At 46.5% G+C, this 22,396-nt stretch carries 17 protein-coding genes; 13 read left to right on the top strand and 4 right to left on the bottom strand.

The annotated features are described in order from the left end of the window. Positions 1–21 precede the first annotated feature (21 nt). From rpsA to pyrF, 5 genes are all read left to right on the top strand, one after another. Complete coding sequence (gene rpsA, locus HGP28_RS01095) at positions 22–1,692, top strand: 30S ribosomal protein S1 (protein WP_168834583.1); 1,671 nt, start codon at positions 22–24, stop codon at positions 1,690–1,692. A gap of 198 nt (positions 1,693–1,890) precedes the next feature. Continuing rightward, positions 1,891–2,175, top strand: coding sequence for an integration host factor subunit beta (ihfB, locus tag HGP28_RS01090; protein WP_168834582.1), 285 nt, complete (start codon positions 1,891–1,893; stop codon positions 2,173–2,175). A 162-nt stretch (positions 2,176–2,337) separates the two neighbouring features. Next, positions 2,338–2,607 carry a LapA family protein gene (locus HGP28_RS01085; RefSeq protein WP_168834581.1) on the top strand — a complete coding sequence of 90 codons (270 nt, stop codon included), beginning with the start codon at positions 2,338–2,340 and terminating at the stop codon, positions 2,605–2,607. Positions 2,608–2,615: 8 nt separating this feature from the next. Further along, positions 2,616–3,785 (top strand): lipopolysaccharide assembly protein LapB, encoded by a 1,170-nt coding sequence (gene lapB / locus HGP28_RS01080; protein ID WP_168834580.1) that lies wholly within the window; start codon positions 2,616–2,618, stop codon positions 3,783–3,785. A 187-nt stretch (positions 3,786–3,972) separates the two neighbouring features. Beyond that, positions 3,973–4,671, top strand: a complete 699-nt coding sequence (gene pyrF, locus HGP28_RS01075; protein WP_168834762.1) for an orotidine-5'-phosphate decarboxylase — start codon at positions 3,973–3,975, stop codon at positions 4,669–4,671. A gap of 43 nt (positions 4,672–4,714) precedes the next feature. Here the strand turns inward: pyrF and miaE are convergent, their stop codons facing one another. Then, a complete protein-coding gene (miaE, locus tag HGP28_RS01070; RefSeq protein ID WP_168834579.1) occupies positions 4,715–5,512 on the bottom strand; it encodes a tRNA isopentenyl-2-thiomethyl-A-37 hydroxylase MiaE in 798 nt (265 codons plus the stop codon). Positions 5,513–5,611: 99 nt separating this feature from the next. Next, positions 5,612–6,376, bottom strand: a complete 765-nt coding sequence (locus HGP28_RS01065; protein WP_168834578.1) for a DNA repair protein — start codon at positions 6,374–6,376, stop codon at positions 5,612–5,614. A gap of 522 nt (positions 6,377–6,898) precedes the next feature. On the opposite strand from HGP28_RS01065, the gene cysB reads away from it, so the two are divergent. Both cysB and HGP28_RS01055 read left to right on the top strand, forming a co-directional pair. Then, a complete protein-coding gene (cysB, locus tag HGP28_RS01060) occupies positions 6,899–7,873 on the top strand; it encodes an HTH-type transcriptional regulator CysB (protein WP_168834577.1) in 975 nt (324 codons plus the stop codon). Between the two features lie 65 nt (positions 7,874–7,938). Beyond that, positions 7,939–9,171: a methyltransferase gene (locus tag HGP28_RS01055; RefSeq protein ID WP_168834576.1), complete on the top strand. Its 1,233-nt coding sequence runs from the start codon at positions 7,939–7,941 to the stop codon at positions 9,169–9,171. A gap of 337 nt (positions 9,172–9,508) precedes the next feature. On the opposite strand, the gene ald is transcribed toward HGP28_RS01055, so the two are convergent. Further along, complete coding sequence (ald, locus tag HGP28_RS01050) at positions 9,509–10,633, bottom strand: alanine dehydrogenase (protein ID WP_168834575.1); 1,125 nt, start codon at positions 10,631–10,633, stop codon at positions 9,509–9,511. A gap of 155 nt (positions 10,634–10,788) precedes the next feature. Between ald and lrp the strand changes: the two genes are divergently transcribed. The 6 genes from lrp to HGP28_RS01020 all read left to right on the top strand — a co-directional run bounded on the left by lrp (position 10,789) and on the right by HGP28_RS01020 (position 20,330). Beyond that, on the top strand, positions 10,789–11,283 hold the full coding sequence (lrp, locus tag HGP28_RS01045) for a leucine-responsive transcriptional regulator Lrp (RefSeq protein WP_168834574.1): 495 nt from the start codon (positions 10,789–10,791) through the stop codon (positions 11,281–11,283). 173 nt (positions 11,284–11,456) lie between these two features. Beyond that, entirely contained in the window at positions 11,457–14,819 is a 3,363-nt protein-coding gene (locus HGP28_RS01040) for a DNA translocase FtsK 4TM domain-containing protein (protein WP_168834573.1), read from the top strand. Between the two features lie 8 nt (positions 14,820–14,827). Next, a complete protein-coding gene (lolA, locus tag HGP28_RS01035; protein ID WP_168834572.1) occupies positions 14,828–15,424 on the top strand; it encodes an outer membrane lipoprotein periplasmic chaperone LolA in 597 nt (198 codons plus the stop codon). Between the two features lie 2 nt (positions 15,425–15,426). After that, positions 15,427–16,776 carry a replication-associated recombination protein A gene (locus tag HGP28_RS01030; RefSeq protein ID WP_168834571.1) on the top strand — a complete coding sequence of 450 codons (1,350 nt, stop codon included), beginning with the start codon at positions 15,427–15,429 and terminating at the stop codon, positions 16,774–16,776. A 108-nt stretch (positions 16,777–16,884) separates the two neighbouring features. Beyond that, on the top strand, positions 16,885–18,192 hold the full coding sequence (serS, locus tag HGP28_RS01025) for a serine--tRNA ligase (RefSeq protein WP_168834570.1): 1,308 nt from the start codon (positions 16,885–16,887) through the stop codon (positions 18,190–18,192). 512 nt (positions 18,193–18,704) lie between these two features. Beyond that, positions 18,705–20,330 carry an RNA-directed DNA polymerase gene (locus HGP28_RS01020; protein WP_246225496.1) on the top strand — a complete coding sequence of 542 codons (1,626 nt, stop codon included), beginning with the start codon at positions 18,705–18,707 and terminating at the stop codon, positions 20,328–20,330. A gap of 717 nt (positions 20,331–21,047) precedes the next feature. Here the strand turns inward: HGP28_RS01020 and bioA are convergent. Beyond that, a complete protein-coding gene (gene bioA / locus HGP28_RS01015) occupies positions 21,048–22,340 on the bottom strand; it encodes an adenosylmethionine--8-amino-7-oxononanoate transaminase (RefSeq protein ID WP_168834569.1) in 1,293 nt (430 codons plus the stop codon). Between the last annotated feature and the right edge of the window lie 56 nt (positions 22,341–22,396).

The raw sequence follows: 22,396 nt of genomic DNA, 5'->3' as shown, positions 1-22,396 counted from the left end.
TTTATTGTGAAGATTAAATAAATGACTGAATCTTTTGCTCAACTCTTTGAAGAGTTTCTAAACGAGACTGAATTCCAACAAGGTACTATCGTTAAAGGTACTGTTGTAGCTATCGAAAACGGCTACGTACTTGTTGATGCTGGTCTTAAGTCTGAGTCTGCTATCCCTGCTGAACAGTTCAAGAACGCTGCTGGCGAACTTGAAGTTGAAGTTGGTTCTGAAGTAGATGTTGCTCTAGACGCTGTTGAAGACGGTTTCGGTGAAACTCAACTTTCTCGTGAGAAAGCGAAGCGTCACGAAGCTTGGATCGTTCTTGAGAAAGCTTACGAAGAAGCTGAAACTGTTGTTGGTATCATCAATGGTAAAGTTAAAGGCGGTTTCACTGTTGAACTAAACGGTATCCGTGCTTTCCTTCCAGGTTCTCTAGTAGACGTACGTCCAATTCGCGACACTACGCACCTAGAAAACAAAGAACTTGAGTTCAAAGTTATCAAGCTAGACCAGAAGCGCAACAACGTTGTTGTTTCTCGTCGTGCAGTTATCGAATCTGAGAACAGCGTTGAGCGTGATGAGCTTCTAGAAACTCTACAAGAAGGTTCTGAAGTTAAAGGTATCGTTAAGAACCTAACTGACTATGGCGCGTTCGTAGATCTAGGCGGTGTTGACGGTCTTCTACACATCACTGACATGGCATGGAAACGCGTTAAGCACCCATCAGAAATCGTAAACGTTGGTGACGAGATCCTAGTTAAAGTTCTTAAGTTCGACCGTGAGCGTACTCGCGTATCACTAGGTCTTAAGCAGCTAGGTGAAGATCCATGGGTAGCAATCGCTAAGCGTTACCCAGAAGGTCACAAACTAACTGGTCGTGTAACTAACCTAACTGATTACGGCTGCTTCGTTGAAATCGAAGAAGGCGTTGAAGGTCTAGTACACGTTTCTGAAATGGATTGGACTAACAAGAACATCCACCCATCTAAAGTTGTTAATGTAGGCGACGAAGTTGAGGTTATGGTTCTTGAGATCGACGAAGAACGTCGTCGTATTTCTCTAGGTCTAAAACAGTGTAAAGCTAACCCATGGCAGTCATTCGCTGAAGCGCAAGCTAAAGGCGACAAAGTAACTGGTAAGATCAAGTCTATCACTGACTTCGGTATCTTCATCGGTCTTGATGGCGGCATCGACGGTCTAGTTCACCTATCTGACATCTCTTGGAACGTTCCAGGTGAAGAAGCAGTACGTGAGTACAAGAAAGGTGACGAGATCTCTGCAGTAGTTCTAGCAGTAGACGCAGAGCGTGAGCGTATTTCTCTAGGCGTTAAGCAAATGGAAAATGACCCATTCAATGCTTACGTTGCTGATACTAAGAAAGGCACTCTAGTAAACGGTACTGTAACTGCAGTTGACGCGAAAGGCGCAACAATTGAACTGCTTGACGGCGTTGAAGGTTACATCCGCGCATCTGAAGTTTCACGCGATCGCGTTGAAGATGCATCTCTAATCCTAAGCGTTGGTGACAGCGTTGAAGCGAAATTTACTGGTGTAGACCGTAAGAACCGCGTAATCAACCTATCTATCAAAGCGAAAGATGAAGCGGAAGAGCAAGAAGCAATGGCATCTATCAACAAGCAAGACGAAGCTGCTTTTGGTAATGCAATGGCAGACGCTTTCAAAGCTGCTAAAGGCGAATAATTAAATTTGCTTTTAAGAAAAGGAGCCGAAAGGCTCCTTTTTTATTGCCAGTACATTGTTTGATGCAATGAAATTTGCGGTAATCCAATCAATTTTCACTCTGTTTGTAGCGTTTTTATCTACAATTGAAAGCAAGTGTTTGTTGGAACACAGTTTAGTTACTATAATGGCAGTAGTAAAAAATCGAAGAGGAAAACTATGACTAAGTCAGAACTCATTGAGCGTCTGTGTGCTGAGCAAACGCATTTATCAGCAAAAGAGATAGAAGACGCTGTCAAAGATATTCTTGAGCACATGGCTACAACATTAGAAAGTGGTGATAGAATTGAGATCCGTGGTTTTGGTAGCTTTTCTCTTCATTACCGTGAGCCGCGTGTTGGGCGTAACCCTAAAACGGGCGATAAAGTTGAATTGGAAGGGAAATACGTCCCTCATTTCAAACCGGGTAAAGAGTTGCGTGAGCGCGTAAACCTGCAAGAATAACTGGGCAAATCTCAGAATTTAGAAGCGGCATACTTATTAGTATGCCGTTTTTTTGTGAACACATTTATCCGTAGTGTGGTAACGGATTTTGCTGCATAATCGTAGATTCAAGTGACATAACCTCACACGGGTCAGCATTTACTTCTTAAAGGATGATGAGATATGAAAATTATAAAAGTCATAGCGGTGATTGCGCTGTTCCTTATCGCACTTGCTCTCGGTGCGCAAAACCAAGAAGTGGTTAACTTTAATTATCTTATCGCACAAAGCGACTTTAACCTTTCCACTTTGCTTGGATTGGTGTTTGTGATTGGTTTTGCGTGTGCGTGGTTACTCTTTGCTGGCATTCATCTCAAATTAAAGATGCAAATTCGCCGCCTTAATAAACAGCTTGTTAAAGCAGGCATTAGCGCGAAATCAGCGCAGGAATAAACGTCGCTATGCTTGAACTGCTCTTCTTGTTGTTGCCGATTGCCGCTGCCTATGGGTGGTATATGGGGAATCGTAATGCTGTCGACAACAAGCAGAAACAATCCAATCGATTATCTCAGCAGTATATGATGGGTCTTAACTTGCTCCTTTCTGATCAATCAGACAAGGCTGTTGACCACTTTATCGAGCTGTTGCAAGTTGACGATGACACCATTGACACTCATTTAGCGCTGGGCAACTTGTTTCGCTCGCGCGGTGAAGTGGACCGTGCGATACGCATTCACCAAAACCTCATTTCTCGTTCTGGGCTAACGATTGAGCAAAAAAATATCGCTCTACAGCAGCTCGCCAAAGATTACATGGCATCTGGCTTTTTAGATCGCGCAGAAAAGATTTTTGAACAATTGGTTGACGAGCCCGAGCATCGCGAAGCGGCGCTCAAACAGTTGGTCACCATCTATCAACAGACTCGTGAGTGGGATAAAGCCATCGATGCTGCCAATTTATTGGTCAAGATGGGTAAGAAAAAGATGCGTAAAACCATTGCTCATTTTTGGTGTGAAGAAGCCATGCTGGCACAGGCCGATGGTCAACGTGATAAAGCGATTAATTATTTTAAACACGCGCTGAAAGAAGATCCCGCGTGTGCACGCGCGAGTCTGTCGTTAGGGCGTTTATACCTTGAAATGCAAGAGTATCGCAAAACCATTGAGTATCTGACCGCGATACTGGATAACGACATTGATTTTATCAGTGAAGCTCTCCCCACCTTGGCGGAATGCTACCGTCATTTGGGGCAAGAAGAGCAATGGGTCGATTTTTTAAAACGTTGCATTGAGAAGCGAGCAGGGGTCTCTGCCGAATTGATGTTAGCGCAATTAGTGGCTCAGCACGATAGTGTCGGCGCAGCGCAAGAGCTGCTTACGCGGCAGCTGATCAAAAACCCAACCATGAAAGGGTTTTATCGTTTGATTGATTACCACATCGTGGAAGCGGAAGAGGGACGGGCAAAGCAAAGTTTAAGCACATTGCAAGCGATGGTTGGTGAACAGCTTAAAGTGAAGCCTCACTACCGCTGCCGGCAATGTGGTTTTGCAACTCATGCGCTCTATTGGCATTGCCCATCGTGCAAAGGTTGGGAGACCATTAAACCGATTCGCGGTCTCGATGGCGAGTAGTCTACATTATCGCCAGCGATTTGCTTGATTTTGCATACCGATTAAACATCACGATATGAATTTTTTGCAGCACGGTTGCTGCTTTTATAGACGCTAGGGCGATGGTGTACTGCACTGAGGACGCCACTGGCAATAATGACGAGTGTTAGGAGAAAACATGCAACACCCAACTGCGCCGATTCAATCTTTGACCGATCCTAAAGTTATTGTGGCGCTGGATTATGATAACCAGGATGACGCACTCGCCTTTGTGGATAATATCGACCCATCACTTTGCCGCTTAAAAGTGGGCAAAGAGATGTTTACTCTGTTTGGCCCACAACTGGTTCGCGAACTGCACCAACGTGATTTTTCAGTCTTTCTAGACTTAAAATTTCATGACATTCCCAATACGTGTTCAAAAGCGGTGCGTGCCGCCGCGGAGCTTGGTGTGTGGATGGTTAACGTTCATGCCAGTGGTGGCGAGCGAATGATGCAGGCCTCGCGTGAGATTTTGGAGCCATACGGTAAAGATAGACCATTACTGATTGGTGTTACGGTTTTAACCAGTATGGAACGTAGCGATTTAGCGGGTATCGGCTTAAACGTTGAACCAAATGAACAGGTGATGCGTTTGGCAGCGCTAACGAAAAACGCCGGACTTGATGGTGTTGTTTGTTCTGCCCAAGAGGCGTCACAGCTTAAAGCGGCATTGGGTCAAGAGTTTAAATTAGTCACTCCGGGAATCCGCCCAGTGGGGTCTGAGCAGGGCGATCAGCGCCGCATCATGACACCGGTTGAGGCGGTTGCCGCTGGCTCAGATTACCTCGTTATTGGTCGTCCAATTACCCAAGCGGTAAATCCTAACGACGTATTGGCTCAAATTAATGCGAGCCTTATGGCTTAAGCGTTAATATCTTGAGATTGCAGGGCTTTCCGTTTGTGCATCTTCACGTTGTTTGTGAATAGGTGTTCAATGGCGTGTCGAACATAAGGTTTGGCACGCCAGAGTGAAAGCGAAATTCGTTATCACTTGACGTAACTAATACAGCTTCTACATTCGCAAAGTGTTCAATACGCTCTGAAATATCTTCGCCAGCAATTTGCTCTGCGAGTGCCAAGTAGTCTTGGTAGTGTCTGGCTTCTGAACGTAGCAAAGAGATATAGAATTTTTGGATGGGCTCATCCAAAAAAGGCGCGAGCTTGGCAAAGCGCTCGCAAGAACGCGCTTCAATGAACGCGCCAATGATAAGCTTGTCAATCAGCGCTGCTGGCTCAAACGTTCGAACATGCTGCATCATTCCTTTGGCGTAACGACTTGCGGTGATGGGGCGATACTCTAAACCTTGCTCTTCCATGATCTCCAACACTTGATAGAAGTGGTGGAGCTCTTCTCGAATCAAAAGCACCATCTTATCAATCATATCCTGCCCGTAATCACAGCCATCTTCGGGTTGAATGCACTTGGACAGGTTGCTTTTGCCTTTAAGCGTGGCAAGGTTACCAATGCCCTTATAAGCAAAATTCTCGTAAGGCTCGATAAGTTGGGTGACTGATTGTTTGCCTTCTTCTGTGAGTACGTAGCGTTTTAGCAAGAAAACCGCACTCTGCGCTGCTTTCAATTCACACAGTAAATGATCGCGTAAAATCACCGATAGGTTTTGAGGCTTACGAGCCTCTTCAACCCAAGAGTCTGGCGTTGAGCATTTTAGGAAGTCATTGATTGGTTCTAATAATTCTTTATACATCTATGATTGCGTGTCTGTGTTGAGCTTTGTTTTGAGTGTAACAGCATTCAAACGGTGGCCCGTTTTTTACCAAAAGGCCGCGATGACGCGGCCAGTTTGTTACCATTTTTTCTTCTCGCCAAACAAGGCGTCGATTTCCGTTTCTCGTTCGCGCTCTTCAAGCTGCTGTAGCTCTTCGGCATGGCGGTGAAGCCGTTTTTTGTCAATCTCTTCAAGCATGAGCTCAAGTTTTTCTTTGGCGTTGATGGAGTAGTTGTCACTTTTGGTGCTAAGAACATCAATACCTTTGCGCAGTAGTTGCAACGCAGTGCCAATTTGGCCTTTTGTAATCGCTTCGTTGGCTCGTTTAATCACGTTCTCAATATTGATTCGTACCTGGATTGTTTCCAAACGCGCATTTTCGAGTACGTAGACCTGAGTATCGAAACGGCCTTTATTGTGTTCGTTACGAATGGTTTCGCGTAATCGCTTAACAAGTTTAAGCAAGGTGATCGCCTGTTTATCACTAGAAGGCATACGAAATGGCGTGCTTTCGTTAGCTTGGTAATTGTCCTTTAGCTGTTGGATTTGCTGACGTGTATTGACGATACGCTGCGCGATCTGTTTATTCTTAGGGTCAAGCGCAAGAATATTTTCCAAAGCGTCGAGGATGCGTCCGTTTAGGCAGATCAGCAATTCTTTGCTGAACGGCAGGTAATGGGCGTGACCGATAAGCTCTTCAGTTGCATCGATGATCGTTACGTAGCGCGCAGATTCTTGGCGTTTAGTCGCTTCGAGTTTGGCGCGATATTGCAGCATGATGTTATAGCCGAGCACCAAAACCAGTAGAATGGCAATCAACGCGATAATTAATCCAATATTCATAGAGATAAATCTGCTTATTCTCAAGTAATTGCTAACAGTAGAATACACGAATCGTACCCTAAGCTGCACGTTTTACATCACGATTATTCCTGCTTCTATTCGGTTTGATAACCAAAACTTTTGACACAAACCTGAGAATGAGGCATAGGTTGCAAAATTTAGTCAAAATGGCGATAACATCAGCAACCATCTAGTAAACCACTCGATTTCACTGTTCATTTTGTAATGGAAACGTTATAACTAACTCTTATATGTAAGAGCAATATTGTCATTTATATACCCAAACAACTTCAAGTGGAAAGGGTATATACCCAAACAACTTGAAGATGCAGGTAGGCGACCAGCGAACAAAGCCTCTGAGCATAGATAGGCTATGTGATGAGGTTTGTGAGTGCCCGTCAACACCGCTGCAACTTCAAGTAGGACGGGTATAACTCTGCTGCTGATTTCTTTCGAGTGCGTTGTACGCGTTTTGATAGGCTCTAAGGGTATGACAATTAATCTAAGGAGTTGGTACAAGCAATGAAACTGCAACAATTGAAGTACATTGTTGAAGTGGTCAACCACAACTTGAATGTTTCCGCGACAGCAGAGAGCTTGTATACCTCGCAACCGGGAATCAGTAAGCAAGTACGCTTACTTGAAGATGAGTTGGGCATTCAAATTTTTGAGCGCAGCGGCAAACATCTTACTCAAGTCACCCCCGCTGGGGATGAAATTGTGCGCATTTCGCAAGAGATCTTAGCCCGCGTTGAAAGCATTAAAGCGGTGGCGGCAGAGCACACACATCCCGAGATGGGGACATTGAACATCTCAACCACACACACGCAGGCTCGCTATGCGTTGCCAGAGGTGATCAAAGGTTTTACTGCTCGCTATCCCAAAGTGTCACTGCATATGCACCAAGGCACGCCGACACAAATGTCGGAAGCCATTGCGAAAGGCACCGCGAATTTTGCGATAGCCACAGAGGCGCTGCATCTTTATCAAGATGCGATTATGCTGCCGTGTTACCACTGGAATCGTTCGATCGTGGTGCCAAAAGATCACCCACTCACCAAGAAATCACCATTAACACTGCAGGATTTGGCCGCTTACCCACTAGTCACTTATGTCTTTGGCTTTACCGGTCGCTCTGAATTGGATGAAGCGTTCAATAAACATGGGCTGACACCACGAGTGGTATTTACTGCCACAGACGCCGATGTGATTAAAACGTATGTGCGAATGGGAGTCGGTGTGGGTGTGATTGCCTCAATGGCGTTTGACCACGATGCCGATGAAGATTTGGTGGCAATTGATGCCAGCCATCTATTTGGCTCTAGCACAACCAGTATCGGTTTTCGTCGCGGCACATTCTTGCGTTCTTACATGTATGATTTCATGGAGCGTTTCGCGCCACATTTAACCAAACCTGTCGTCGAGCAGGCCATGTCGCTTAAGTCGAATGCTGAAATTGACGAAATGTTTCGCGATATAGAGCTGCCTGTGCGGTGATTATACCCAAATATAACACTTCTCCCTCACGCACGAAGTGATTACACTGCGCGGGGGAGGGCCAGATGTTGCCATCATTTACTACTATTGACGCGTTACTTACCGCAACGCAATCACTTTGGCGCTTTGAGCCATTTCACTCAAGTCTCGATGATTCGCTGCCTTGGCAGAAAGACTATCCCGCGCTTTGCGCTTGGCTAGAGCAACTGACGCCGAACGATATTGCCTATTGGAAAACCGACGTTTCTAAGCTGATTACTCAGTTAGGCGCATTTATTCCAGAGCTGTCGTTATTGCACCAGCAAACGGAGTTGAGTCTCTTGGATGAGGCCTGCTCGTCACAGGTTGAGGCGATGCCTCGTCATCTTGAGACCGGAATTCCTGGTCGCAAGCTGACTCAAATTCAGCGCTTTGCTAATTTTGCTCTTCTCCATCATCATGGTGATAACTGGCTTGAATGGTGCGCAGGTAAAGGGTATTTAGGCCGATTATTGGCAGCATCAAACCACGAGCCTGTGGTGAGTTTGGAATACCAAGCTCAACTGTGCCAATCGGGCCAGCACTATGCGAATCAGCACCAGCTGCCCATGCATTTTGTCGAAGCTGATGCGTTTAGTGACGATGCACTGACAGCGTTTAAACCGCAGCAACATGCCATTGCGCTTCATGCCTGTGGTGATTTGCATGTCACGCTACTAAAAGCAGCAAGTGCTCAGCAGTCGCCAGCGATCACTATTGCGCCTTGTTGCTACCATTTAACGCGATCGGCTCAGTATCAAGCGTTATCACAGCCCGCCCAAGCCTCAGGTTTGAAACTGACGCAGCGTGAGCTGCGAATTCCGCTGCAACAAACCGTGACCGGAGGGGAGCGAGTGCATCGCCATCGCCAGCAAGAGATGATCTTTCGCTTAGGGTTTGATCTTATTGCGCGAGAGCAGTTGAGCGTGGGGGAATACCTGCCCATTCCGAGCATAAAAAAATCACAGCTGGCTGAGGGGTTTGAAGCGCTCTGTCACTGGGCTGCGGCGCAAAAGTCGTATGTATTACCACTTATCGATTTCAGCACTTATGAATCGCGTGCGGTAGCGCGATTTTGGCACATGGAGCGCTTGAGTCTGGTGCAAATGGGCTTTCAGCGCGCGCTTGAATTGTGGTTGGTGCTTGATAGAGCGCTTTATTTACAAGAACGGGGTTATAAGGTAGCTCTGAACGAATTTTGTGGTGCCAATATTACCCCACGTAATATTTTGCTTCATGCGGAGCGTGTCACAACGCAAAACGGTGAGGCCAACGATTGAACCGCGCATCTTGAGGTGACTTGGGTATATAGGCACTCAAATAGCAAAATAATCTTGCAGCGGTGAAAAAAATCGTGATTGAAGAAGAAAATTTTTCACAATTATTAATTTTTTTACTGGTAGGAGCACTGAGCGTGATCCACCTTGCAATATTTAAGGTATTTGTGGGCGCGCCATGCTGCGCGGAGACAAACTGGCTCGGTGCCAATGATGAATTTTAGGCTTTAGGATGCGTGATTATTTGAAATTATTGCTTTAAAAATCATTTTGTTAGCATGCTAATTATAAAGGGCGCAGCATATTATAAGCCAATATGTTGCGCCTTTTTTATTCGGATTTAGTCAAACAGTTGCATTGCTTTTAAAGGCTCAGTGAATTCAAGATTGAACGATTCTGCGACTTCTTTACAGGTAATAAGACCATGAAATACATTCAAACCGTGTAAAAATCCGTTATCGTCGAGCAATGCTTGGCGATAACCCTTATTGGCTAACGCAACAATGTAGGGTAAGGTAGCGTTATTTAAGGCAAAAGTAGACGTTCTTGCCACAGCGCCGGGCATATTAGCGACGCAGTAGTGAACCACGCCATTTTCCAAATAAGTGGGATTGTCGTGAGTGGTGGCCACCGAGGTTTCAAAACAGCCGCCTTGGTCGATGGCAACATCGACAACTGCGGCGCCGGGTTTCATTTGAGCGATGTGCGTTTTAGTGACTAATTTAGGCGCAGCAGCGCCAGGAATTAAGACGGCACCGATAACTAAATCGGCCTCGATGACATGGCGCTCAATCGCGTCAGACGTTGAATAGATAACTTTGGCTCGGCCTTGGAATTCTTCGTCAAGGCGGCGTAATGTATCGGTATTACGGTCCAAAATAGTGACATCGGCTCTCAGGCCAACCGCCATACGCGCAGCGTTGGCACCGACGACGCCACCACCGATAATGACGACTTTCGCGGGGGCAACGCCAGGGACGCCACCGAGCAGTAAGCCCTGTCCGCCGTGGGATTTTTCTAACGTTTGCGCGCCTGCTTGAATGGACATGCGGCCAGCAACTTCGGACATTGGCGCCAGTAGTGGCAAACGCTCTTGCGCATCGGTAACCGTTTCGTAAGCGATGCAGACGGCTTTACTGTTAATCAATTCTTGGGTCTGAGGCCAATCAGGCGCAAGATGCAGATAGGTAAATAGAATCTGGCCTTCGCGCAGCATAGCGCGTTCGACCGCTTGAGGTTCTTTGACTTTGACTATCATATCGGCGCGGGCAAAAACGTCCGCCGCAGATGAAAGAATGGATGCACCGACAGTGATGTAATCATTGTCCGAAAAGCCAATACCAGCACCCGCTTGGGTTTCGATGTAAACCTGGTGGCCATGAGAGATCACTTCGCGAACGCTGGCAGGGGTCATGCCAACGCGGTATTCGTGGTTTTTGATTTCTTTTGGAACGCCAATAATCATCCTGACTCCTCACTTTTTATTGGTTGCATTGACTGGATAATTGGTTTTATGTCGAATTAACTTTCAGTATAGGGCTTATCATTTGAAATTTGATGCTATATATTAGAAAGTTGTAGTATATTTTTTTGCAAGGAAGTAATAAGGTGGAATAAAAAATGGCAGACAGTTATAAGAAGCCGTCCAAGGAATTAGACCGCATCGACCGCAATATCTTAAATGAGCTTCAAAAAGATGGTCGAATTTCAAACGTAGAGTTGTCAAAACGAGTAGGTTTGTCGCCAACCCCATGTCTTGAGCGTGTTCGACGCCTTGAGCGTCAGGGCTATATCACGGGCTACACTGCGCTACTTAACCCTCAGTATCTCGATGCATCGTTATTGGTCTTTGTTGAAATAACATTGAACCGCGGCGCGCCAGATGTCTTTGAGCAATTTAATACCGCCGTTCAAAAGCTAGACGATATTCAAGAATGTCATCTGGTATCAGGGGATTTTGACTACTTGTTGAAAACTCGTGTATCAGACATGGGCGCTTATCGTAAACTTCTTGGCGACACGCTATTACGCCTGCCAGGTGTAAATGACACACGTACTTATGTGGTTATGGAAGAAGTGAAGCAGACTAACCAATTGGTGATCAAAACTCGCTAAGCGATACTTTGACCCCATAAATTCGCACTTGAGTTGATCAGGTGCGCAGTTCTGCGTCAGTTTTGGCGGGATCGCAATTGGGTTTTTGCCTTCATTGTGGTTAAATCAAAACAGTGTGCGAGCGGTGTAGACCGCTCGCTTCGTTTTTGATCACCCAATAGCCAAGTTGATATATGTTCAAGCAGAACACCAATAAAAAAGTTGAAACCATTATCAAATCCAGTGATGCTCTCCAACCCTCGCGTCTTAACGGGTTTCAGCGTCTTCGAGAATGTACGCTCATTTTAGGCATTCTGATGGCCTGTCTTATGCTGGTGGCTTTGATCAGTTTTAGCCCCGCCGATCCATCATGGTCACAAACTGCATGGGGCGGCACCATTCAAAACAAAGGTGGCGCGCTGGGTGCGTGGTTCGCCGATACACTCTTTTTTACTTTTGGCTCACTCGCCTATCTTATTCCTATTGTACTCATGCTCGGTTCGTGGATTGTTCTTCGTCGTCGCAGTGGTAATGAAACCATTGATCTGATGATTTGGGGCACACGCCTACTGGGATTAACACTGCTTATTTTAACCAGTTGCGGCTTGGCCGATGTCAACTTTGACGATATCTGGTATTTCTCATCAGGCGGTGTGATTGGTGATGTATTAACCGCGATTACCATGCCATACCTTAATGTGCTTGGCACCACACTCATGCTGCTATTTTTATGGGGCGCTGGTTTTACATTACTAACGGGAATTTCTTGGTTGGTTATTGTTGAGCGTTTGGGTGCGGGTGTCATTGCGTTGATGACTTCTTTGATTAACCGTGTTCGTGGAGAGCAAAAAGAGCTGCTCACTCCACAGTTAGATGCCGACACACAACTGATGCCATTAGACGCGCAAAATGATGCGAGTGATACTCACGCGGAGCCATGGCAACACGCTGATGACAATGAGCACCATGATGCGCTGATGGCGCCAACGATGGAACCTGCAGTTCAGGCCGCTCTGAATTCGACCCCATCAGCACAAGGTGACTTGCCAGTGGAGCGTCACTATCCGATATACACATCGGTGCAATCAGCGCCTCAATCTCAACTAGGCGCTGAGGTAACGACAGGCACAGTGAATGAGGATGTGCCTTCGTTTGACCGCAGCAAACAGCTCGCGGCAACCATCGACGAACTTGAAGCGGACGCGCGAGCGCATGACGATTATGTCATGGCATCGACCATTGAGCGCGCCGAACAGAACGTTTCTTCGCCTCACACCGCTTTTGCTGCTGACATTCATCGCGAGAAAGGTGCCCCTCGTCAAGAGCCGCATTTTAGCGCCGATGCTTTTGATTCGATTGATAATGAACCTCACTTTGCTCAAGAGCCAGTCTCTGAGGCTTCAAACGTCGTTTCTTCGCGCATGGAAGCTCATGCTGACGAACAAGAAAACACCCATCTGCACGCGCATCTGTCACCTTCGCAAGAGGTCCGTGACACCGAAGCGTCGTTAACGTCATTAGATATGGTGCACTCTTATGACGCAGCGTCACAACAAGAAGCAAGTACTTACCCTTCAGATACCATGATATCGCAAAGTGAGACAGAGGCGCTGGTAGGTGACGATGAAACCGTGGCAACGACTGAATTGAGAGCAGTGTCATTTTCAGACGCCGCTGACGTAACATCTGAGGCCAATGCTCAAACTATTGACGCGCCTTGGCTGGACTCCTCGAATGCGTTGCCATTAACCGACGACTCGAATGATGATTTGGCCTCGGATGAGACCGCTTCTTACGAATCATCTTGTTATGAATCATCATCGTCTTCTTATGAACCATCGTCGCACGGCGTTTCTGCTCATCAATCCAATGGTGGCGAATCATCCGCTTATCAGCCTTTGCCTCAAGCGAATGTTGCAAGCGAGTCACCGCTTGATGACGATGAGCCACAAGATGAGGATGTTGCGGCATTTCAGCAAATGGTGGCTAGCGCGCGCGCTGCAGAGCAAGCCAAGCAAAACCCATTTTTGGTCAAACACGATGTCAATTTACCTGTGCCGACAGAACCGCTGCCGACACTGGATTTGCTTTACCACCCAGAAAAACGCGAAAACTTCATCGACCGCGACGCACTTGAACAAGTGGCACGTTTGGTTGAGGCCAAATTGGCAGACTATAAAATTAAAGCCAGTGTCGTGGGCATTTTCCCAGGGCCTGTGATCACTCGATTTGAACTTGATCTGGCCCCTGGCGTCAAAGTTAGTCGTATCTCAAGTTTGTCGATGGATTTGGCGCGCTCACTGTCGGCGATGGCCGTTCGCGTGGTAGAGGTGATCCCAGGTAAGCCCTATGTTGGGCTTGAGCTGCCTAATATGAGTCGCCAAACCGTGTACCTTTCGGATGTGGTTGCCAGCTCCATCTTTACCGAAGCGTCTTCTCCGACAACCGTGGTATTAGGCCAAGATATTGCCGGTGATGCCGTGGTGGCGGATCTGTCTAAAATGCCACACGTACTGGTGGCGGGTACCACAGGCTCGGGTAAGTCGGTGGGTGTTAACGTCATGATCCTCAGCATGCTATACAAAGCGTCGCCAGAGGACGTGCGCTTTATCATGATTGACCCGAAAATGTTGGAGCTTTCGGTCTACGAAGGGATACCTCACTTGCTCGCAGAAGTCGTGACTGATATGAAAGACGCCTCGAACGCGTTGCGCTGGTGTGTTGGTGAGATGGAACGTCGTTACGCGCTGATGTCAAAGCTGGGCGTACGTAACATTAAGGGTTATAACGAAAAACTCAAAATGGCCGCTGAGGCAGGTCATCCAATTCACGATCCGCTCTGGAAAGAGGGTGACAGTATGGATGCCGAGCCACCGCTACTGGAAAAACTGCCTTACATTGTGGTGGTTGTGGACGAATTTGCCGACCTAATGATGGTGGTCGGTAAAAAGGTAGAAGAGCTGATTGCGCGTTTGGCGCAAAAAGCGCGAGCGGCGGGCATTCATTTAATTTTGGCCACGCAGCGCCCATCGGTGGATGTGATCACAGGTCTTATCAAGGCCAACATTCCGACTCGCGTCGCGTTTACGGTCTCGACCAAAACCGACTCGCGCACTATTTTGGATCAAGGGGGCGCAGAGTCTCTACTTGGCATGGGTGATATGCTCTATTTGCCGCCAGGCTCTAGCCACACAGTTCGTGTTCATGGCGCGTTTGCCTCAGATGATGATGTGCATGCGGTGGTGAACAACTGGAAAGCGCGTGGTAAACCGAATTATATTGACGAGATCATCAGTGGCGATCAGGGGCCAGAGTCGCTATTGCCCGGCGAGCAGGCCGAAGGCGATGATGATGATCTTGACCCGCTGTTTGATCAAGTGGTTGAGTATGTGGTTCAGTCGCGTCGTGGCTCCATTTCAGGAGTTCAACGCCGATTTAAGATTGGCTATAACCGCGCCGCGCGTATTATTGACCAGCTCGAATCACAAGGCATTGTCAGCGCGCAGGGCCACAATGGTAACCGTGAAGTACTGGCACCTGCGCCACCTAAAGACTAGGACATAAAATGAAGAAATTGTTGTTATTGACGCTCGTAAGTGGCCTTGCCTTTGCGGCGCCACAAGATGAACTTAACCGACGTTTATCGATGAACGACGGATTTAGTGCGCAGTTTGTCCAGCAGGTATTAAGCCCGGATGGTGAGCCGATTATGGAAGGGGAAGGCACGGTAGAAATTGCTCGCCCCAGTCTATTTCGTTGGACCACCACTTATCCCGATGAAAATGTGTTGGTCTCTGACGGCAAAACCCTGTGGTATTACAGCCCATTCATCGAACAAGTCAGTATTTACTGGCAAGAACAAGCGACTGAGCAAACGCCATTTGTGCTACTTACCCGCAATAGGCCCAGTGATTGGAACAATTATGTGGTTAGCCAACAGGGCGATACGTTTACCCTAGTTCCTGTGGCGCGTGACGCCGCGCAAGGCCGATTCAACATTCATATTGATGCGAAAGGCATTGTGAAGGGGTTTGATGTTATCGAACAAGATGGCCAGCAGGGTAAGTTTGAGTTCACTCAAGTGACACTGGAAAAACCCAAGGCCAGTCGATTTATGTTTGCCATACCCAAAGGGGTTGAGGTCGACGATCAAAGGAACTAACTTTGGCCAATTACACATTTGATTTTTCTGGGGACGAAGACTTTCGTCCTCTTGCCGCTCGTATGCGGCCGCAAACCATCGAACACTATGTAGGCCAGCAACACATCTTAGGGCCAAATAAGCCGCTGCGCCGAGCCCTTGAAGCCGGCCACCTGCATTCGATGATTTTGTGGGGGCCGCCAGGCACAGGCAAAACCACTTTGGCCGAAGTCGCCGCTAACTACGCAAACGCCGAAGTAGAACGGGTTTCTGCCGTCACCTCCGGTGTGAAAGAGATCCGCGCGGCGATTGAGCGTGCGCGAGACAACAAACGCTCGGGGCGTCGCACGATATTGTTTGTCGATGAGGTGCATCGATTTAATAAATCGCAGCAAGACGCGTTTTTGCCTCACATTGAAGATGGCACAGTGACCTTTATTGGCGCGACGACGGAAAACCCATCGTTTGAACTCAATAACGCACTGCTGTCACGTGCAAGGGTCTACAAGCTGACCTCGCTCACTCAAGCAGAAATTGCTCAAACGTTACAGCAGGCTATTCACGATGAGTCGCGTGGTTTAGGCGCGGTTCAGGCTCAGTTTCATGATAACGTGCTTGATAGGCTTGCAGAGCTGGTCAATGGCGATGCGCGTATGTCGCTCAATTATCTTGAGCTGCTTTATGACATGGCCGAAGACGATGACAACGGAGTCAAACAGATAACGTTAGCCCTGCTTGCCGAAGTCGCGGGTGAAAAAGTAGCTCGCTTTGATAATAAGGGCGACATTTGGTACGACCTGATCTCTGCGGTGCACAAATCCATTCGCGGCTCCAACCCGGATGGGGCGCTTTATTGGGCGGCGCGAATGATTGCAGCAGGGTGTGATCCACTCTACATTGCACGGCGGCTACTTGCGATTGCCTCAGAAGACATAGGTAACGCCGATCCACGTGCAATGCAGGTCGCTTTGTCGGCTTGGGACTGTTTTACTCGCGTGGGGCCAGCTGAGGGGGAGCGTGCTATCGCACAAGCGATTGTCTATTTGTCCTGCGCGCCAAAAAGCAACGCGGTTTACAGCGCGTGGAACCAAGCGTTAACGGATGCACACAATTTGCCAGAGTATGAAGTGCCTCATCATTTACGTAATGCGCCAACCAAGCTGATGAAAGAGATGGGGTATGGCGCGGAATATCGTTATGCTCACGATGAGCCGGGCGCTTACGCCGCCGGCGAGCGCTATCTTCCACCAGAACTGGGTCAGCGGCGATACTATCAACCGAGCCCGCGCGGTTTAGAAGTGAAAATTGGCGAGAAGTTAGAGTATTTGGCCGGATTGGATGCAAATAGCCCGCAAAAGCGCTATGAAAACTAGCGGTTTTTGGATACATTTGTTCAGAATTTTTTTGCCACATTTTTTTGCCACGTAGCGCGTGAAATGAAGACGTTGCGTGTCGTCACCACATTAAGCATAGGATTAACAATGCTGGATTCTAGATTACTTCGCACAGAGCTGGACGAAACAGCTGCAAAACTGGCGCGCCGTGGTTTTCGCCTCGACGTAGAGACTATTCGCAATCTCGAAGAACAACGTAAGTCAATTCAGGTTGAAGTTGAGAATTTACAATCCAAGCGTAACTCGATCTCCAAGGAAATCGGCCAAAAAATGGCGGCTGGTGACAAAGAAGGCGCGGAAGCGATCAAGCAGCAAATTGGTTCTCTTGGCAGCGATCTTGATGCCAAAAAAGTAGAGCTTGATGCCATTCAAGCCCAACTTGAAGAGATCACTTTGTCCGTACCGAACATTCCAGACGATTCTGTGCCAGATGGTAAAGATGAAAACGACAACGTTGAAGTGGTTCGTTGGGGCTCGCCAAAATCTTATGACTTTGACGTAAAAGATCACGTTGATCTTGGTGAAATGGCCGGTGGTTTGGATTTTGCGAGCGCAGTAAAAATTACTGGCGCACGTTTTATTGTGATGAAAGGTCAATTTGCTCGTTTGCATCGTGCGATTGCTCAGTTCATGCTGGATCTGCACACCGAAGAGCACGGCTACACTGAAATGTACGTGCCTTACCTTGTTAACGCTGACAGCTTATTCGGTACTGGCCAGCTACCAAAATTTGGTAAAGATCTGTTCCACACCGAGCCGTTAACCGAAAAAGCCAGCGACGAAGAGCCGCGTAAACTGTCACTGATCCCAACCGCGGAAGTGCCTGTGACAAACTTAGTGCGTGATGAAATCATCGATGAAGCGGATTTGCCATTGAAGATGACCGCGCACACGCCTTGTTTCCGTTCTGAAGCGGGCTCTTACGGCCGTGATACGCGTGGTTTGATTCGTATGCACCAGTTCGACAAAGTGGAATTGGTTCAAATCACCAAACCTGAAGATTCAATGAACGCACTTGAAGAGCTGACGGGTCACGCTGAGAAAGTTCTTCAACTGCTAGAGCTGCCTTACCGTAAAGTGGTGCTTTGCACTGGCGATATGGGCTTTGGCTCGCGTAAGACTTACGATCTTGAAGTCTGGGTACCTGCGCAACAAACTTACCGTGAAATCTCTTCTTGCTCAAACATGTGGGATTTCCAAGCGCGTCGCATGCAAGCGCGTTTCCGTCGTAAAGGTGAGAAGAAGCCAGAGCTTCTACACACACTTAACGGCTCTGGTTTGGCCGTTGGCCGCACTATGGTGGCAATTCTTGAAAATAACCAAGAAGCGGATGGTCGCATCGCGATCCCGGCTGTACTGCAAAAGTACATGGGTGGCGTAACGCACATCGGTTAATGGTGATTTAGTTCTATTAGAACTCAGTCATTATTGTTGAATTTAAAGACCCAGCGAAAGCTGGGTTTTTTGTGTTTTCAATTTGTGAAATTGTGAAATTGATAGGGGAGAGGGTTTGTCTCGCTTTGAAGTTTTGTCATCACTGTGACGCTGGTGGAGCGAGCCAGTTACTCTTTGTCTTGCCAAAGAGTAACCAGAAAGGCGCTTTTATTCTTTGGTGCTGTTCGGCGCGGTTTGAGGCGTTCCCGACGCCGCAAACCTAAAAAATCGTCCTGATTTTTTGCCTAGTGCTTAGTGAACAAATCGGTTGGCTAACTTGGTTTTGCCCCAAATCTTTTTAACCCCAACGAACCAGTCACCAGAAGCGCACCGCATTAGACTAAATTATCTTAATTCATTAAGCAGTGTTTTATGCGGGAATTTTCCGCATTTTTCCCTGAAACTTCTTCTCGCTTCACACAATGATTTGATGTGCCTTGAGGTTCACAGTTAGTGATAGCAAGATGGACGGAATGCAAAAATGGAAAAATCCGTCTATAAAGCGTCAAGTGCCTAATAGATACCATGCACCTCAATTGGTTAGAGAATTTATAATGAAATTAACAAGTGACGCAGTTGAATTTGCGAAAACACACATAACAAAGTTTTATGATTCAGACTTCTTCCCTAAGCCATTTGAATACTTGGCACTATGGGATAATTGGAACGATGTAAAATCATATTTAACGGCAACAGATTTAGACCAAATTTTAATGGAAGACCCAACGATCATGTGTTCACCAAAACCGAGTGGAACATTTCGTATAGTGCACCAGATCGATCCAATTTCATCCATTGTTTATACCGCTTTAACTTATATGATTGCTGAAAAAGTAGAGCAACATAGATTTGCGTTGCCACAACAAGTTGCTTGTTCATATCGAGTTTCGATCGATAAAAATACTGGTACTTTCTTTGATAATGGGACAGGTTATGGGGATTTTCTTGAAAAGTGTTCTGAGCTGAAAGAAACGTATGAACATGTTCTCATCACTGATATTAGTGATTTTTACAATCAGGTTTATGTTCATAGACTTAGAAATGCAATTAGTGCCTTAGATACTGGATTTGAGCATATCGCTAAGAGTATAGAAGACTTTCTATTATCAATTAATGGATCTCCAACCAAAGGTATCCCAGTAGGTCCAGCTTCTAGCATTATCATGGCGGAAGCTCTTATGATTGATGTTGATGTGTTTATTTCGAATAGTGGTTTTAAGCATACTCGTTATGTTGATGATTTTAGAATATTCGGTAATTCCAAAAACGAACTCGTAACTTTTTTAGATAAACTGACTAAGTACCTTTTTGAAAATCATCGGTTAAATCTTTCATCTTCGAAAACAGAAATTATTTCTAAGAAAGAATTTGTTAATAACTACTTAGAAAGTCCGGAAAACGTTGAAAAATCGCATATTCACCAAACGTTATCAGAATTAATGGAACCTCAAGGGGCATACAAAGCGTATGAAGAGGAACCAGAATTGCCCTCTGAAACAGAGATTAGACCAACAGTAATGTTCTCAATGTGCCAAAAGTTACTCGCATTAGATAAGTTAGATCTTGGTGTGGCAAGGCATATACTAAGACAATGCAGAAAATACCGGATTCGTTCAGTATCCAAGTTTATAATCGAAAATTTTGAATATTTCTGTCCTGTTATTAATGATGTTGTCCTTTACCTCGATAAGGTAACTAATGCTAGGTTTATAGAATTGAATCTAAGTAAATTTGAGGATCTAATCAGGGAAAATAGCTACGCTCAGTTACCTTTTGTTCGCTTGTGGTTAGCTGAATACTTCCGCCGAAACTCTTATTATTTAAAGTCAGCTAGTATCGCAGATTACGTTGCTGGCTCTTTACATCATGAAGCCTATGCAGACCATATCATTGAGTCATCCAACCTATCAGAATTTAGGTATATCAAAGCTAGCCTAAATGAAGTTAGTGACAGGAAGAGGAGAGCTATCTTTAAGGCATCTCTTGTTACAGCAAAAGACGACCGTGATGCTTGGCTAAATTCAATCAGTAGAAGATATAGTGGTAATATCATAGATGTAAGCGTCATTAAATGGGTTAAAGCTAAGAGCAGCGATTGAGGCGGCGCTAAAAGTTGTTAAGACGGATTACCTAGTGCGTGCCATTTTCGCTTCGCTTAAGTGTGTTAAACGCTTACTTACCATTTAGCAAAGCCTTATCAAACATAGTAACTAAGGACATTTATATGATAATAAGACTCACAAAAGTGCTACTACTCAGGCGGCAGAAAAAATTTGAAGATACAAGTAGCCCACTTTTGTGTTTCATTGGTGGGCTTAGCTTTTTAGTAACGGGCTTCATGGGATTGATGTTAGGCGAAGTTGTTCCTAGCTTTATGAAGATATCAAATGCTAATCCAATATCAATACAAATGATAACGATCGCATTATTTCTAGGTCTTTTAGGGATGGTGTTCTGGGTATTTAGTTGCATCACTGCTAGATGCCACTCATTGTTGTACGAGCGTTGGTTTAAGTAACGCTGCTAACAAGCGTCTACGTTTTCAAGTTACTTTTCTAATCCGGCTATCAGATTTGGGACAGCCAGCCTAAATCATTTCTGTCCAAAAGCGAGTTAGTTGAACTCAGCAAATTACAAGGTCAAAAATCAGGACGATTTTTGAGGTTTGCGGCGTCAGGAACGCCTCAAACCGTGCCGAACCACACTAAAGAATAAAAGCGCCTTTCTGGTGACTCTTTGGCAAGACAAAGAGTCACTGGCTCGCTTCCATCGAGTTGACGTTGGGGACGATATCAATAGCGAGACAAATCTATGCACTAATCCCCAGCGTCCAGTTTAAAACAATCATCTCGCGGTAACGCAGACGCCACCGCATCAATTAACTGCTTAATATCACTTGGTTCACTGATGTAAGGCGGCATCATGTAAATCAATCGGCCAAAGGGACGAATCCATACCCCTGATTCAACAAAGTGCTGTTGAATCACTTCCATGTTAACCGGCTCAGTGGTTTCCACCACACCAATGGCCCCAAGCCAACGAACCTCTTTGACGCGCCGATGGTGCAAAAGTGGCGGCAGAAGTTCACAAAATACCTCTTCAATTTGCTTTACTTGATGTTGCCAATCACCTTGGGCAATCAAACTTAAACTGGCAGTTGCAACTGCGCAGGCCAGTGGGTTAGCCATAAAGGTAGGGCCGTGCATAAAGCAGCCCGCATCGCCACCGCAGACAGTATCGGCAACATGCTTGGTCGTGAGTGTCGCCGAAAGGGTCATATAGCCCCCAGTGAGCGCTTTACCAACGCAAAGAATGTCTGGCTTAACATCAGCGTGTTCGCACGCAAAGAGCTTACCTGTGCGACCAAAGCCTGTGGCAATTTCATCCAAAATCAGCAGCACACCATAATCATCGCAAAGCTGACGCACCTGTTTTAAAAATTGCGGATGATAGATGCGCATGCCGCCGGCACCTTGCACGATAGGCTCTAAAATGACCGCCGCAATATCGCTTTGGTGAGCCATAAGTTTAGCTCGAAAATCGTTCAGATCGCTCGGTTGCCATTCATCCCAAAAGCCACTTTGAGGCGAGTCGGCAAAGATATGCTCAGGTAAGAACCCCTTATAAAGTGAATGCATTGAGTTATCAGGATCGGTCACCGACATTGCTGCAAAGGTGTCGCCATGATAACCGTGGCGCAGGGTGAGAAATTTAGCTCGGCGCTCATGACGCGCATGCCAATATTGCAGCGCCATTTTAAGCGCCACTTCAACCGCAACCGAACCTGAATCGGCAAGGAACACTTGGTGCAAATTGTTTGGGGCCAGTGCCAGTAGTTGCTGGCACAACGCAATTGCAGGCTCATGAGTGAGCCCACCAAACATCACGTGCGCCATTTTTTCCACCTGGTCGTGGGCGGCGCGGTTTAACACTGGGTGATTGTAACCATGAATCGTTGACCACCATGACGACATGCCATCGATAAGTTGCGTACCATCTTCAAGTGTTAGGCGTACACCATGAGCCGATTCGACCGGGTAACAGGTCAGAGGTGTTAACGTTGAGGTGTAGGGATGCCAGATATGCTGACGGTCAAAGTCTAAATCCATTCAAAGTGCCATTTTGTGATGATTAAAAATTAATCTAACGTAAACTTTTAATATTA

It is taken from the genome of Vibrio agarilyticus, assembly GCF_012641465.1.
In the GTDB taxonomy this organism is placed as follows: Bacteria; Pseudomonadota; Gammaproteobacteria; order Enterobacterales; family Vibrionaceae; genus Vibrio; species Vibrio agarilyticus.
This window is presented reverse-complemented; position numbering and strand designations above follow the sequence as displayed.